The organism is Enterococcus sp. DIV0691, assembly GCF_051711145.1.
Taxonomy (GTDB): domain Bacteria; phylum Bacillota; class Bacilli; order Lactobacillales; family Enterococcaceae; genus Enterococcus_B; species Enterococcus_B hirae.
The window spans coordinates 1,973,472-1,988,502 of sequence record NZ_JBIOLY010000001.1 but is presented as its reverse complement, the minus strand read 5'-3'; the positions used below and the strand labels follow the sequence as shown (position 1 = coordinate 1,988,502).

The 15,031-nt window shown below is 36.6% G+C and carries 17 protein-coding genes; 13 read left to right on the top strand and 4 right to left on the bottom strand.

Annotated features, from left to right (window positions below; genetic code table 11):
- Window positions 1–168 precede the first annotated feature (168 nt).
- Complete coding sequence (locus tag IGJ11_RS09165; RefSeq protein ID WP_010737921.1) at window positions 169–1,059, top strand: phosphate ABC transporter substrate-binding protein; 891 nt, start codon at window positions 169–171, stop codon at window positions 1,057–1,059.
- 182 nt (window positions 1,060–1,241) lie between these two features.
- Window positions 1,242–3,707: a cation-translocating P-type ATPase gene (locus IGJ11_RS09160; RefSeq protein WP_094940362.1), complete on the top strand. Its 2,466-nt coding sequence runs from the start codon at window positions 1,242–1,244 to the stop codon at window positions 3,705–3,707.
- A 99-nt stretch (window positions 3,708–3,806) separates the two neighbouring features.
- Here IGJ11_RS09160 and IGJ11_RS09155 read toward each other — a convergent pair whose 3' ends face one another.
- Window positions 3,807–5,540: a sensor histidine kinase gene (locus tag IGJ11_RS09155; RefSeq protein ID WP_034700840.1), complete on the bottom strand. Its 1,734-nt coding sequence runs from the start codon at window positions 5,538–5,540 to the stop codon at window positions 3,807–3,809.
- Window positions 5,537–6,241 carry a response regulator transcription factor gene (locus IGJ11_RS09150; RefSeq protein ID WP_010718479.1) on the bottom strand — a complete coding sequence of 235 codons (705 nt, stop codon included), beginning with the start codon at window positions 6,239–6,241 and terminating at the stop codon, window positions 5,537–5,539. Before IGJ11_RS09150 ends, IGJ11_RS09155 begins: the two co-directional genes overlap by 4 nt.
- A 195-nt stretch (window positions 6,242–6,436) precedes the next feature.
- Between IGJ11_RS09150 and IGJ11_RS09145 the strand changes: the two genes are divergently transcribed.
- From IGJ11_RS09145 to IGJ11_RS09125, 5 genes are all read left to right on the top strand, one after another.
- A complete protein-coding gene (locus IGJ11_RS09145) occupies window positions 6,437–6,940 on the top strand; it encodes a DUF523 domain-containing protein (RefSeq protein WP_207433513.1) in 504 nt (167 codons plus the stop codon).
- Window positions 6,900–7,238, top strand: a complete 339-nt coding sequence (locus IGJ11_RS09140) for a putative DNA-binding protein (RefSeq protein WP_010718477.1) — start codon at window positions 6,900–6,902, stop codon at window positions 7,236–7,238. The genes IGJ11_RS09145 and IGJ11_RS09140 overlap by 41 nt, the downstream gene beginning before the upstream one ends.
- Window positions 7,239–7,253: 15 nt before the next feature.
- Window positions 7,254–8,672 carry a signal recognition particle protein gene (gene ffh / locus IGJ11_RS09135; RefSeq protein WP_010718476.1) on the top strand — a complete coding sequence of 473 codons (1,419 nt, stop codon included), beginning with the start codon at window positions 7,254–7,256 and terminating at the stop codon, window positions 8,670–8,672.
- Between the two features lie 215 nt (window positions 8,673–8,887).
- On the top strand, window positions 8,888–9,469 hold the full coding sequence (locus IGJ11_RS09130; protein ID WP_207433511.1) for a DNA-3-methyladenine glycosylase I: 582 nt from the start codon (window positions 8,888–8,890) through the stop codon (window positions 9,467–9,469).
- A 5-nt stretch (window positions 9,470–9,474) separates the two neighbouring features.
- Window positions 9,475–10,005: a dihydrofolate reductase family protein gene (locus tag IGJ11_RS09125; protein WP_207433555.1), complete on the top strand. Its 531-nt coding sequence runs from the start codon at window positions 9,475–9,477 to the stop codon at window positions 10,003–10,005.
- A 117-nt stretch (window positions 10,006–10,122) separates the two neighbouring features.
- Here IGJ11_RS09125 and IGJ11_RS09120 read toward each other — a convergent pair whose 3' ends face one another.
- Complete coding sequence (locus IGJ11_RS09120) at window positions 10,123–10,344, bottom strand: helix-turn-helix domain-containing protein (RefSeq protein WP_228196763.1); 222 nt, start codon at window positions 10,342–10,344, stop codon at window positions 10,123–10,125.
- A gap of 269 nt (window positions 10,345–10,613) precedes the next feature.
- Here IGJ11_RS09120 and IGJ11_RS09115 point away from each other — a divergent pair, with 269 nt between their 5' ends.
- The gene (locus tag IGJ11_RS09115) at window positions 10,614–11,351 is read left to right on the top strand and encodes a thioredoxin family protein (RefSeq protein WP_438772526.1); all 738 of its coding nucleotides are present in this window, start codon (window positions 10,614–10,616) and stop codon (window positions 11,349–11,351) included.
- 216 nt (window positions 11,352–11,567) lie between these two features.
- On the opposite strand, the gene IGJ11_RS09110 is transcribed toward IGJ11_RS09115, so the two are convergent.
- Window positions 11,568–12,122, bottom strand: a complete 555-nt coding sequence (locus tag IGJ11_RS09110; RefSeq protein ID WP_010718468.1) for an NADPH-dependent FMN reductase — start codon at window positions 12,120–12,122, stop codon at window positions 11,568–11,570.
- Window positions 12,123–12,460: 338 nt separating this feature from the next.
- On the opposite strand from IGJ11_RS09110, the gene IGJ11_RS09105 reads away from it, so the two are divergent.
- From IGJ11_RS09105 to IGJ11_RS09085, 5 genes are all read left to right on the top strand, one after another.
- Complete coding sequence (locus IGJ11_RS09105) at window positions 12,461–12,661, top strand: PLDc N-terminal domain-containing protein (protein WP_010737914.1); 201 nt, start codon at window positions 12,461–12,463, stop codon at window positions 12,659–12,661.
- Entirely contained in the window at window positions 12,661–13,560 is a 900-nt protein-coding gene (locus tag IGJ11_RS09100) for an ABC transporter ATP-binding protein (RefSeq protein WP_010737913.1), read from the top strand. Before IGJ11_RS09105 ends, IGJ11_RS09100 begins: the two co-directional genes overlap by 1 nt.
- Window positions 13,557–14,327: an ABC transporter permease subunit gene (locus tag IGJ11_RS09095; protein ID WP_010718465.1), complete on the top strand. Its 771-nt coding sequence runs from the start codon at window positions 13,557–13,559 to the stop codon at window positions 14,325–14,327. Before IGJ11_RS09100 ends, IGJ11_RS09095 begins: the two co-directional genes overlap by 4 nt.
- Before the next feature lie 100 nt (window positions 14,328–14,427).
- The gene (gene rpsP, locus IGJ11_RS09090; RefSeq protein WP_010718464.1) at window positions 14,428–14,703 is read left to right on the top strand and encodes a 30S ribosomal protein S16; all 276 of its coding nucleotides are present in this window, start codon (window positions 14,428–14,430) and stop codon (window positions 14,701–14,703) included.
- Window positions 14,704–14,714: 11 nt separating this feature from the next.
- On the top strand, window positions 14,715–14,963 hold the full coding sequence (locus IGJ11_RS09085) for a KH domain-containing protein (protein ID WP_010718463.1): 249 nt from the start codon (window positions 14,715–14,717) through the stop codon (window positions 14,961–14,963).
- Window positions 14,964–15,031 lie beyond the last annotated feature (68 nt).

The window sequence follows — 15,031 nt, the reverse complement described above, 5'->3', positions numbered from 1 at the left end:
TAAAAAATTTGTCGGTGAATTTCACCAACATCAAAAAGTACGGAGCCTTTTTATTTGGCTTGGATTTACGATAACTTTACATAAATTAACTGGATATTTACACCTTCAATATGCAGGATTTACAGTGGATTGCTACAATTTACTTGTAAATAAGAAAGGGGTATATCAATGAAAAAAGTATTATTTTCTTTAGGTGTTTTAGGTCTTATGTTAGCTGGCTGTGGTTCCGGTTCTGGTAGCACGGATGGCTCCGCAGCACAAAATAATTCTGCAACTTCTGGCGATCAAGTCAAAATCGTGGCTGTCGGATCTACTGCGCTCCAACCTCTAGTCGATGCAGCACAAGAAAGTTTTGTCCAAAAAAATCCCAACTATCAAATCTCTGTCCAAGGTGGCGGAAGTGGTACTGGGTTAAGTCAGGTCGAGTCTGGGGCAGTGACAATAGGAAACTCCGATGTCTTTGCTGAGGAAAAAGAAGGCGTAGATGCAAGTAAAATAAAGGATCATAAAGTTGCGGTGGTAGGTATGGCGCCAATCGTCAATAAAGACACGAACGTCAAAAATATTACAAAACAGGAATTAATTGATATATTCACTGGAAAAATTACCAATTGGCAAGAACTAGGTGGGAAAGATGAAAAAATCAATGTCATCAATCGGGCAAATGGTAGTGGTACACGAGCTACTTTTGAAAAGTGGGGATTAGATGGTGCTACTCCAGTACAATCACAAGAACAGGATTCATCAGGAACTGTTCGACAAATTGTTAGCCAAACTCCTGGCGCAATCAGCTACCTTGCTTTTTCTTATTTGGATGATAAAACACAGGCTTTAAGTATTGATGGTGTAGAACCAAAAGAAGAAAATGTTGCTGACAACAGTTGGAAAATTTGGTCTTATGAACACATGTATACAAAAGGTGAGCCTTCCCCAGAAGTTCAAAAATTTTTAGATTATATGATGACAGACGAAATCCAACAAGGACCGGTGAAAGAACTCGGTTACTTACCAATTACTGCGATGAAAGTAGAACGTGATGCTGAAGGAAACTTAAAATAAGCAATCATGTACTCAAATCTGCTACCCCTAAAAGTGTGCCTTTAACAGGCATGCTTTTTTTTTAGCTATTTCCTGCAAATGAATATGACAGTAATGAAAGATATTTATTAGTCATTTCATAGGCTTTTTTTTTACAAATGTATTAAGGTAAATATAATACTAATAATCGAGGTAAACGGTAAATGAGAATATTTAGTCATCAAACGGAAGTTGAAAAAGATCAAACTTCAGTTAAAAATATTACAAGGTATGCTCCCGATTATCGAGAGGGGCTAACAGATGAGCAAGTTGCAGAACGAGTGCATGCTCAAGCAACAAATGAAACGATCGACCCATCATTTAAAACGAACAAACAAATCGTTTTGCAAAATATATTTACTTATTTTAATTTGATTTTTATCGTCTTAGCAGTTTTATTATGTCTAGTTAGTTCCTATAAAAATTTGACTTTTTTGCCAGTGATTCTTGCAAACACGGGAATTGCTATCTATCAAGAGATTCGCTCAAAAAAGATATTAGATAATTTGAGTGTACTGAATGCAGCAAAAGTTACAGTCGTAAGAAACGGCGTAGCCAATAAGATCGATATGGAGGAATTAGTTTTAGATGATGTCATCTTGCTCGAAACGGGTCAACAGATTCCTGCAGACGGTTATGTCTTAGACGGTAAATTACAAGTCAACGAAGCACTTTTGACAGGTGAAGCAGATGAGATCGTGAAAGAAGTAGATGATTATTTGATGTCAGGGAGCTTTGTCGTTTCTGGTAAGGCTTATGTACGATTAGACAAGGTTGGCTATGACTCTTACATCTCCCAATTAACAGCAAAAGCAAAAAAAATGGGAGGAGGCGAACAATCAGAAATGATTGCTTCGCTGAATAAATTAATCAAATGGATCGGGATCATTATTATTCCCATCGGCATCACTTTGTTTTCACAAAGTTACTTTTTTAATGGCAACACGATCAAAGAAAGTGTGGTAGCCATGGAAGCAGCTTTAATCGGGATGATACCAGAAGGCTTGTACTTATTGACAACGATCGCTCTAGCAATGAGTGCCGCTCGTTTAGCTAAGCAACGAGTATTATTACATGATATGAAAAGCATAGAGACTTTAGCAAGGGTTAATGTACTATGTGTAGATAAAACAGGAACTATTACTGAAAATCAGATGTCTGTACAAAAACTAGTGATTGCTAAAAATGAGCAGGCGGAGCAACAGGCAACTAGGATTCAAGAACTCATTTCAGATTATGCTAAAGCTATGGCAAATGACAATGCGACGATGCAAGCAATCAAAACGTACTTTAATAAGCCTACAGATCAAGAGCCTTTATCTATCTTGCCTTTTTCGTCGGTACAAAAATTCAGTAGCGTAACATTTGCGGATGGGGTCTATGTATTAGGAGCGCCAGAAATGGTTTTACGTGAACGTTTCGAAACAGTTAAAAATGAATTTAGTCAATATGCTGATCAAGGCTACCGTGTGTTGGTTTTCGGTAGTTACCAAGGAATATTGAGCGAAGCACTTTTAGAAGCAGAAGTGATTCCGCTTGCTTATCTTTTGATTGCCAACCCAATTCGAAAAGAAGCCCCTGACACATTTGCTTATTTTAAGGAACAAGGGGTAGCAATCAAAGTGATTTCAGGGGATAATCCGCAGACCGTTTCAACTGTCGCATTACAGGCGGGCATTGCTAATGCAGACCAATATATTGATGTTTCTCAACTTGCTGAGGAAGATTATCTCTCAGCAGTGGAAAAATACACCGTATTTGGACGGGTTAAGCCTGAACAAAAAATGCAGTTCGTTCAGCTTCTTAAACAAAAAAATACAGTTGCGATGACTGGTGATGGTGTCAATGACATTTTAGCAATGAAAGAAGCTGATTGTAGTATCGCTATGGCTTCTGGCAACGAAGCAACGATCCAAGCTGCGCAAGTTGCCTTATTAGATTCTGATTTTTCTAGAATGCCTGAGATCGTAGCAGAAGGTCGGCGAGTTGTTAATAATATTGAACGATCTGCTAGTTTGTTTTTAGTAAAAAATATTTTTTCTTTCTTACTTTCCGTCTTTTCTGTCTTGTTCGCATTGACTTATCCGTTGGAGCCTTCTCAAATTACCTTGATTAGTCTGTTTACGATTGGTTTGCCATCGTTTTTACTTGCTCTTGAAGAAAACAAAAATCGAATTGAAGGAAAGTTTATTGTGAATGTCTTAGAAAAAGCCATTCCTGGTGGGCTAACAGATATGACTGTCGTGGGGACTTTAGTGGTAGGTGGTGTCATCTTGCATTTGAATAAGACAGATGTTTCCACTGCTTCAACGATGCTACTGACAGCGGTTGGTTTTCTCGTACTCTATAAAATTTGTCACCCATTGAACCAATTCAGAGGGCGGATCATTTTATTTTGTGCAGCAGGTATCTTATTTTCAGTCGTCTTTCTGCATAAATTATTTTCTATCTCCGCTATTTCACCCGTTTCGATTCTGTTGCTTTTGATTCTATTTTTTGCGGCGGACTCGATTTTCCGGCAGTATACGCGAATGATCGAAAATTACAGCCAATTGAAGGATGGAAAGAAAAAACGGTCTGCTTGGTTCTGGCTCAAAGTGCTGTTTTCAGTAGACAATAAACACGATTAACAGATAGACAAAACAAAAATAGGCGGTTATGCCAACCGCCTATTTTTTTCTGTTCCGCTATTTCACTTGTTCATTCATTTTTTGAAGATTTAAAGGTGATCATGCTGGAGGGATGGTGACGGTAAAAGTCGACCCCATTCCTGGATGACTTTCCACTTTGATCGTACCACCCAAGAGATTGACGTAATCTTTCACAATAGCCAGACCTAGACCAGTACCACCTGAGTGTCGACTACGTGCTTTATCCACTCGATAGAAGCGCTCAAAGATCCTTTCTTGATCTTCACGATCAATCCCAATACCAAAGTCTTGGACGGAGAATGTCAATTGGTTGTCAACCTCGTAACGGATGATTATTTTCTCTGATTCTTTAGAATATTGGATTGCATTTTCGATCAGATTTTTGATGATCGGGTATAAGAGTTCAGTTTGAGTTGTAAATGATTGTTCTTTCTGTTGCATTTCCAGGGTTAAGTGTTTCTTTTCGATCATTGGTTGGTAACTTTGAATGATTTGTTCAAAGTAAGTTGCTAAATGGATGGTTTGCGTTTCGTGTGCTGTTTCTTCATCTTTTGATAGCTGAATGATTTCTCGGATCAGCTTATCTAAACGAATCGCATCTTTTTGCATGATCAATAGGAACTCATTCAATATTTTTGGGTCATCTTTGGCTCCATCTAGCAGTGTTTCAGTAAATCCGATCAATGAAGTAACCGGTGTTTTAAGTTCATGAGAAACATTTCCTACGAAGTCTTTTTGCAGTTTTTCTAATCGTCTTACTTTTGTGAGATCATAAGCCACGCCTAGAATCTGCCCAGTCTCTTCAGAACTATTGAAGTAACGTAAGCTGATGTCTAATGTTTGTTGTCCCTCTGAAATAGTAATTTCTTGATGGATCAATGGTTCATTTGGCGTAACTTGGTGAATCAATTGGATTAATTTTGGCTCTTGAATGATCTCAGTATACCGTTGATTAGGCTGATAATCATGTACCCCTAAATGTGCCTGCATTTTTGGATTCAATAACCGCAGATGTGACTCTGAATCGATCAAAAAGACACCAATCATTAATTCATTCAATAGAGTATACAATTGTTCTTCAGTGGTCGTATAGGCACGATAGACTTTACTCATTTGTTCACTCAAAGCATTGATCGTTTGGTAAAGTTCTTCCCATTGATCAGAAGTTTGCATGATGGTCTCGGTTTTATCAGGGTTTTTGACCATTTTCTTTAAGACGGGCAGCACGGTTTTCAAGGGACGGTTACGTTGATAAACCAAATAATAGCTCATACTGGACAAAACAACGAAGAAAACCAAAAAGAAGAAAAAGACCCAACGACGAAAATTTTCTGTTCTTGGCAAAAAGCCATTTGTTGGTTCTGCGATTCGAATAATGGCTTCCAACTGCCCATTCTTCTTGATCGGTAGTGCTACATATAATAGTTCTTCCTTTAACGTACTGCTCATTCTTAAAGAAGTACCTAGTGAGCCGCCATCAAGGACTGCTTTGATTTCTGGACGAGTATTTCGCTGCCCTCGTAGTGAGTGATCGGTCGTATCGAATAGGATTGTACCATTTGGAGCTAATAAGGTTAGTCGTTCATTTGATTGATGAACAAAGTCTGTTAAAACTGCTTGATTATGCTTCGAAGATAAATCATCAATAGTCAATTGCTGGATCAGCAATTGCCCTTTTTTTGAAAGATAGCTTTCTTGTTGCTCGATGATTTGTTGTTTGAAATATTGAGAAATCATTTGCCAGCCACCGAAAAAGAGTCCCACTAAGAGAATGAAAAAGAAGACACGCTCAGAAATTTTTTTCCAATTCATCGTTTTGGTTCCTGAAATTTATAGCCAAAACCGCGAACTGTCACTAAATATTTTGGATGTTTAGGGTCTCTTTCGATTTTTTCTCTTAAGTGACTGACATGGACATCAACGATTCGACTTTGACCTGCAAAATCAAAATTCCAGATGCGATTTAGCAGCGTATCACGATCAATTACACGATCTTTTCGTTTCATAAAATAAACGAGCAGTTCAAATTCTTTTGGCGTTAATTCGATCGGTCGTTCCTCTACGGTTACTTGGAAATTCGTTAAATCTGCTTTGATCTGTCCAATCGTTAGGTAAGCAGGTTCTGCTTCTTCTTGTTGGACATGGCGTGGTTCGATGCGGCGAAAAATAGCTTTCATTCGAGCAAGTACTTCTCTAGGGCTGAAAGGCTTTGTTAAATAATCATCAGCACCAATTTCCAAACCGATGATCCGATCGACCTGGTCATCTTTGGCTGTTAGCATTAAAATTGGAGTATCAATTTTTTCTTGTCTTAACTTTTGGGTGATTGCCATACCATCTATAGAAGGCAGCATCACATCTAAAATCATAAAATCAAAAGGTTCTTCCAGTGCTAATTCCAGTCCTTTTTGTCCGTCTAAAGCACTTGTTACTTGATACCCTTCTTTTTCCAGATTGAATGTCAACAATGTGACGATTGAAGGTTCATCATCTACCACTAATACTTTTTTCATAACTTCTCCCTTTTCTTGCGTTCATTCTTTTTGTTTATTTAAAAACAGCTATCAACTAATGCCTGGTTTTTTTTATTAAGTGTCATGAATAGACATTTCTTATTTTAGCATAGAATCCAGTAGAAGGACTATTTTACCAACTAAATAAATGGTATAATAGGAAGGCACTTTGTTGGATAAAGGAGTGAGTGGCAATTGATCGGAATTAGCGCTTGTTTAGGCGGTGTCTTATGTCGGTATGATGGAAAAGAAAAAGCTGTGCCGGAATTAAAGAAACTGGTCGCTGAAGGTAAAGCGATCATGGTTTGTCCTGAAGTAATGGGCGGTCTTTCAACTCCTAGAGCCCCAGCAGAAATCGTTGGTGGCGATGGATTTGACGTTTGGAATGGTCAGGCAAAAGTGATCACTACAAATGGTGAAGACGTCACAAAAGCCTACCAAGAAGGGGCAATCCATGCTTATCAAAAATTAAAAGAGCAAGAAATAGATTTAGTGATATTAAAAGCGAAAAGTCCTTCTTGTGGTTCCTCTCTTATTTATGATGGGAGTTTTTCAGGAACCTTGAAGTCTGGAACTGGTGTGGCAACTGCTTATTTTATCCAACAAAAGATGACCGTACTCTCTGATGAAGAATGGTTGAAATTGCGAGGTGAACAGAATGGAAATCGAGAAAACGAACCGAATGAACGCACTTTTTGAATTTTATTCTACGCTTTTAACCGAAAAACAGATGAATTATATGGAGTTGTATTATGCAGACGATTTTTCATTAGGAGAAATAGCAGAAGAGTATGAAGTAAGTCGCCAAGCAGTATACGATAATATCAAACGAACCAGTAAGATTTTAGAAGATTATGAAAAGAAACTCCATCTTTTCTCTAATTATATTGTTCGGGAACAGTTATTAGAAAAAATGAAAACTTATGTAAAGGAAACTTATCCTAAAGATGAAGTTCTCCTTGATTATGTGAAACAGATCCAAGAAATTGAAGAATAAAGGAATGAAGAAATCATGGCATTTGAAAATTTAACTGAGCGCCTTCAACAGGCAATGAGCAAGTTAAGAAAAAAAGGGAAAGTTTCAGAAGCTGACGTCAAAGAAATGATGCGGGAGATCCGCCTTGCATTACTAGAAGCCGATGTAAACTTACAAGTAGTAAAAGACTTTACGAAGCGTGTTCGAGAACGGGCGATTGGTGTAGAAGTATTAGAAAGTTTAACACCTGCACAACAAATCGTTAAGATCGTTGATGAAGAATTGACGATCACTTTAGGAGCAGAAACTGTTGAATTGAATAAATCACCAAAAATTCCAACAGTCATCATGATGGCAGGTTTGCAAGGGGCAGGTAAGACGACGTTTACTGGTAAACTAGCCAACTATTTAAAGAAAAATGAAAATGCACGTCCTTTACTAATCGCAGGTGACGTGTATCGTCCAGCTGCGATCGATCAATTGAAAGTTCTAGGGCAACAATTAGATGTACCTGTTTTTGATATGGGAACAGATGTTAGTCCAGTTGAGATCGTTCGTCAAGGGATGGAATTAGCAAAAGAAAAGAAAAATGATTATGTTCTGATCGATACGGCGGGGCGTCTGCATATCGATGAAACCCTGATGGATGAATTGAAACAAATCAAAGAATTAACACAACCAAATGAAATCTTGTTGGTTGTCGATGCGATGACCGGTCAAGATGCTGTCAATGTGGCAGATAGTTTTAACCAACAACTAGGGATCACTGGGGTAGTTATTACTAAATTAGATGGTGATACACGTGGTGGTGCAGCACTTTCGATCCGTTCTGTGACTGGCGCACCAATCAAATTCATCGGGTCAGGGGAAAAATTAACAGATCTTGAAGTTTTCCATCCAGACCGTATGGCAAGCCGTATTCTTGGTATGGGCGATATGTTGACGTTGATCGAAAAAGCGCAACAAGACTATGACGAGAAAAAAGCAGAAGAATTAGCGAAAAAAATGCGGGAAAATTCATTTGATTTCAATGATTTCATTGAACAGTTGGATCAAGTGATGGGGATGGGACCGTTAGAGGATCTGATCAAAATGATTCCTGGGATGAACCAAGTACCAGGGATTGAAAATGTCAAAGTAGATCCTAAAGATGTCGAACGTAAAAAAGCAATGGTTTACTCAATGACACCTGCAGAAAGAGAAAACCCTGATTTATTGAATCCAAGTCGTCGCAGAAGGATTGCCGCAGGTTCTGGTAACAGTGTGGTTGAAGTTAACCGCATGATTAAGCAATTTAAAGAATCACGCAAAATGATGCAACAAATGTCTAAGGGAGATATGAATATTCCTGGAATGGACCAAATGTTTGGCACAGGTGTCAAAGGAAAACTTGGAAAAATGGCGATGAATCGCATGATCAAGAAAAACAAAAAGAAAAAGAAAAAACGGAAATAAAGCTTCTATCGTACGTCTATCGTACTTCTATTATAATAGTAGAATTTTGTTTACCGTTTCATCCATCGAAAGAATCGTTGAGTTAGCTTCTGCTGGCTTTGCGATTCTTTTTTTGCATACTAGATAAACCCAATTCAAAAACTACCTGCCATAGCGTTCCTCATTTTAGATAGAGAAACAAAGGAATGGTACAATAAAGCTAAGAGGTGAAGAGAATGAAACGAAGATGTCCTTGGGGTGAGCAAACAGCAAGTATGAAACATTATCATGACACAGTTTGGGGTGTTCCAGAATATGATGATCAATTACTTTTTCGTAAATTGATGTTAGATATCAATCAAGCGGGATTAAGCTGGCAAACGATTTTGAATAAAAGTGCCTCCTTTGATGAAGCTTATGACTTTTTTTCGATCGGTAAAGTAGCCGAATATACAGAAGCAAAAATCATTGAGTTGATGGAAAATAAAGGGATCATTCGTAACCGTCGTAAAATTGAAGCAGCGGTAGCCAATGCTCAGGGTGTCCAAAAAATCCAACATGAATTTGGTAGTTTTGCGGATTATTTGTGGTCATTTTCGGATCATCAAGTGATCAATCACTCGTATAAAGAACAAAATGAGGTACCAACAACGAGCCCGTTATCTGATCAAATCGCCAAAGATCTAAAACAACGCGGATTTAAATTCATCGGAAGCACAACGATATATGCTTTTTTAGAAGCTGTGGGAATTGTCAATGATCATTTAGATCATTGCTTTCGCAAACAAGAAGTCAGCCAGATGGGAAAAGGAGAGTGAATATGATGGGGAAAATCGTCTTTTATGGTGCCATTAGTTTAGATGGCTACTTAGCAACAAAAGAGGATAGTTTACAGTGGTTATTTGACACACCAACTGGAGAAAAAACAACTTACGAGGCTTTTTATCAAACAATTGATCAAACGATTATGGGAAGAAAAACTTATCAGGAAGCCAAAAAATTGTTAGCAACTGAGCATCTGTATCCTGAAAAAAAGAATTTTGTATTTTCTTCTAATAAAGAGCTGATATTAAATGATGCAACAGTTGTTCATGAAGATCCCGTTTCATTCGTGAAAAACATAAAAGAACATTCTAACCAAACAGTCTGGGTCGTTGGTGGTGGGAATTTGTTGAAACCTTTGATCGAAAATCATTTGATCGATGAATGGTGGATCCAAATCGCACCTGTGCTTTTAGGAGAAGGTATTCGATTGTTTCAAGAAGGCACATACGAAGAACGCTTGAAACTAGTTGATACTAATTATTTTGGAGAGTTCATTGAATTGCATTATGTAAGTAATCGTGGAATATGATGGGAAAGATTATGTTGTGATGGCAAGTATTATTGTTTAAAAATAGTTTGATTAAATCAAGAGAGAAGGCGATTAAGACTTAAGTTAGTATGATGTATATTATAACTAACTTAAGTCTTAATCGTCTCTCATGTTAATAAATTGAGCGATTTCTTTATCACTACAACGATAAAGATTAAAAATATTGCGCAAACATTCGTAATTAGGTCTTCCTTTTCCTCTTTCCCAACAAGAAACGGTTTCTCGACTTACATTGAGATAATTTGCAACAAATGTTTGAGTATAATTTGCCTTTAATCTTTTTCGTTTTAACCACCTTGCATAGAAAATACAAATCACCCCTTAATATAAAGCACTTCACCTTGAATTATATAGGTAACATATTGTATTTAAAAGGTGTTGTGTGGGGAAATTTTCCCCTTTACTAAAATAATACAAGGGTATACGATTTACATATATAAAAGTAAACGATTACTTTACTTTCTATAAAATGATAAATTAAGGAGATTTGATTGGATTAATGTTTTTTCAATTTCTATCCATCTCTTTCTGATAGTACTATTATTATTAATCGGTATATTAGTAACTATTTCTATTATTAATTTTAGATGGGAGAAGGAAAGTCTATGAGAAAAATATTCGTTGATCTTTTAAAATGTAGCGGTATATCATTTTTTATTACATTTTTGATGTTAATCATGTCAATTATCCCTATTTGCTTGATCAGTTTTTTTTATGGAACAAATTTTCACGCACCTTATAATTTATTTACTGTCATAGGGAATACGAATGATTTAGGAAACGCAATTGAATTTAATTTTAATCAGAATTTTGGGATACAAATTCTATTATTTTATTTTTGTTTCACTTTTGTAATATTAGGAATTACATATACAAAACGCTATAAGAAAATGATATATTTAATAATTTCATTGTTTGCCATTTTGCTACAAGTTCTCTTAATGAATAGTATTGTATTAAATAAAGAACCGTTTAAGGAAACATCTATAAATGAAATCAAGGAATTAATTAAAAGTAATGAAGATACAGTTATTTATGTGGGAAGAGACAATTGTCCAGAATGTATCATTTTTAAGCCAAAATTAAGTTCATTTTTAAGTAAAGAAGGTCTGAGAATCAATTACCTGAATACTACTGGAAATGAAGAAGAAGTATCTAATTTTAAAAAGTTTTATAATGAACTTGGTGTGGTTAGCGTGCCAGCAGTCATCTTTATGGAAGGTGGTAAAATTGTCAAAGTACTTCATGGAAATAAGGCCTATAATGAGATAGAAAATAGAATGAAACAATTTACTCAGCTCAAAACTGAACAAATAAGTAAATAATTAGATCGCGGGGGCTATGCTAGTATGACAGATTCTAGTAGTGATAGTACTTTGACCATAAATAGGAAAACAAGCCGAAGAATTCCAAAAATAGGAGAAGCTATTTTCGGATTCTTCGGCTTGTTTTTCAGAGCTAGACAGGTCACAACCTTTTTTCGATTGTTTCCTTCATATATGATCTATTTGATTCGACCCATCGCTTATCAAAGCTAATTTTTACTTAGTTAATTTATTTAAAAAATCAAGATAAGCATCTAGAATCGTTTGGAAGAAGCTGAGTGTTCCTTCCACAATATGACCTTCTTCATCAACTAAGTTTGCAATATTGCCAATATAAGCTTCAGGTTGTTGTAAGGTAGGAACATTTAAGAATACAAGTGATTGACGTAGGTGATGGTTCGCGCCAAATCCACCGATACCGCCAGGGGAAGCAGTGACAACTAACCCAGGTTTGCCGTCCCATGCGCTTTGACCGTAAGGGCGAGAGCCTACATCTAGTGCATTTTTAAGTACAGCAGGAACCGAACGATTGTATTCTGGAGAAACAAAAACAACACCTGCTAATTCCTTGACCTCATCACGGAAACGACTCCATTCAGCAGGAGCATTCTCTGGAGTTTCAAGATCTTCGTTATAAAAAGGAAGATCATCGATCTTTACAAAAACACCTTCATATCCTTCAGGTAGCAAGTTAGCGAAAGCCTCTGCTACTTTTCTATTGTACGAATCCTTACGCAAACTACCTACAAAAAATCCAATTTTTTTAGTCATAAAACAATTCCTCCTTCAAACTTTCTATATTTATCTTACAAAAAATAAGTAAACTCAGCAAATAAAAACACTTGAGGAACATAGTGACTAACTTAACTACTTTTTTCGACTACTTATAGTAGTTATTGCGTATATATATTTGCTTCACTTGACATGGATCTTCTATAATTAGTGAATAGAAGTCTTGTCTGAAGGAGTTTGTGTGATTTTTTTAGAAAAGAGTGTAGTACATGAACTTTTGATAAAGAATGTTTCTCATTGAAACATCGGTACACATCATCGCATGACTTGGGGTAACGCAGCATCAAATAAAAAGATGAAATTGGTAGGTGGAACAAATGCATATTAACGAGTTTTTACCATTTTTGATCCCGTTAGTGATCATACAACTTGGGTTATTTTTTTATGCCCTTTATCATATTTTGACTCATACGCATTATCGATTTGGCAGTCGAACACTCTGGATCATCGTAATTCTCATAGGATTTCAATTTGTTGGTCCAATCTTGTATTTCGTGTTCGGTAAGGAGGAGGCATAATGGCGATCCTTGAACTAATCGATGTATCAAAATCTTTTGGTGAAAAAAAAGTGTTGAACCATCTTTCCCTTACCGTAAAGGAAAAGACGATCTTTGGGTTTATTGGAAAAAATGGTGCAGGGAAAACGACAACGATGAAATTGATTTTGGGGTTGCTAAAAAAAGATGCTGGAACAATCAAGGTTAATGATGAAACGGTTCACTATGGTCAAACAAAAACGAATCGCTGGATCGGCTATTTGCCAGATATTCCGATGTTTTATGACTACCTTACCGCCGAAGAGTATTTGCAATTATGCGGGGAAATCACCGAGATGCCTAAACATAAAATCCAACAAAAAACGCAAGAGTTATTAGCGTTAGTCGGATTGGCTCACGAGAAAAAAAGGATTAGGACTTTTTCAAGAGGGATGAAGCAACGTTTGGGGATTGCCCAAGGGTTACTGAACGAACCAAAACTGTTTATTTGTGATGAGCCGACTTCGGCGTTGGATCCATTGGGGCGTAAAGAAATTTTGGATATCTTATTACGTGTCAAAGAGCAAACAACGATCCTTTTTTCCACACATATTCTATCAGACGTGGAACAAATTTGTGATGAAGTGGCTTTCTTAAATAAAGGAGAAATCGTTTTATCAGGCACGGTAGCAGAATTGAAAACCCATCCTAAAAATGAAGGATTTGAAATCCAATTTCCAACTGTGAAACATTCTCAAGAATTTTTATCGCTTTTGCCGGGAGCAATCATGAAAAATGAAACCCTTATTTATCCTGGCAGAACTAACGAAGACTTACTTCGTGCACTATCTTTAATTGTTGATCACAAATTACCGATTCAATCGATTCATCGTTTAGAACCTTCCTTAGAACAAATTTTTATGGAAGTGGTGGACAAATGAAGCAATTACTCGCATTTTCAAAAAAAGAATGGAAGGAAAATTGGCGTACAGGTAGATTATTACTGTTGCTTTCATTAACGATCATTTTTGGGATCATGAATCCACTGATAGCCAAATTAACACCCTACATCGTTCAATCGATGTCAGAAAATTTAGCAGCATCTGGTATGAAAATCGGGGAAGTCAATGTAGATGCGCTGACTTCTTGGGGACAATTTTATAAAAACATGCCTATGTTTCTTTTATTGTTTTTGTTATTGTTTAGCTCGACATTGACGAATGAATATCAAAAAGGAACATTGATTAATCTTTTAACCAAAGGAATGGTTCGCTGGAAAATTTATTTTACTAAATGGATCATGGGACAGTTTTTTTGGGCAGTTGGTTTTTGGGGTTGCTCCTTCATTACTTACTTTTATACTGCTATTTATTGGGATAATGAGCTGGTTGTTCAATTAGGGACAAGAAGTTTTTATTATTATTTATGGGGTGTGTGGTTATATACTTTATTTCTATGGTTGTCCTCCTTTATTTCTTCTGGCTATTTTGTGCTAGCTTGTGGAGGGATTTGTGTGGCTGGCTGTTATCTGTTATCTATGTTTACAAAAGTTGCTGAGTATTCTCCTTTTTATTTAACGACAGTTTCGAACGCATTAGGGGAAAGGATTGATTCGAGTAACTATTCTTTTTCTTTAGTGGTAACAGGTTTGATGATTGCTGCCTTTTTAGTGACAGGAATTCTTTTTTTCAATAAAAAAGAGAGTTGAAAAAATTTTTTATTAGCTGTAAAGAAAAAAAGCTTTACAGGGTAAAAAAAAACTGTTACACTACAACTTGTGAATAAAACAATGGAGGTGGAAATATATAATGGCAGTTAAAATCCGTTTAAAACGTATGGGTTCTAAAAAGAGTCCTTTTTACCGTATCGTCGTAGCTGATTCACGTTCTCCTCGTGATGGACGTTTCATCGAAACTGTAGGTACTTACAATCCTTTGAAAGACCCTGCAGAAGTAGTTTTAAAAGAAGATTTAGTTCTTAACTGGTTATCTAAAGGTGCGCAACCTTCTGATACTGTACGTAACATCCTTTCAAGAGAAGGCGTTATGCAAAAACACCACGAAGCTAAATTCTCAAAGAAATAAGGTGATCGGATATGAAAGATTTAAGCGAATTAGTCTTAACAATCGTTCGTCCGTTAGTCACTTATCCTGAACAAGTCCAGTTAGAAGTCACTGAGTCAAAAGACTTCTATGAATATAACCTAACTGTGGCTCCTGAAGATATTGGTCGTATCATCGGTAAACAAGGGCGTGTTGCGAAAGCAATTCGTACGATCGTTTACGGGGTACGAACAAATGCACCGAAAAAAGTGCGTTTAAATATTATCGATCATAAGGAATAAAAAAAGCTGTTTCGTCTTGACGAGACAGCTTTTTTCTTTTTGAGGGGACTACTTGGCAAATGATTATA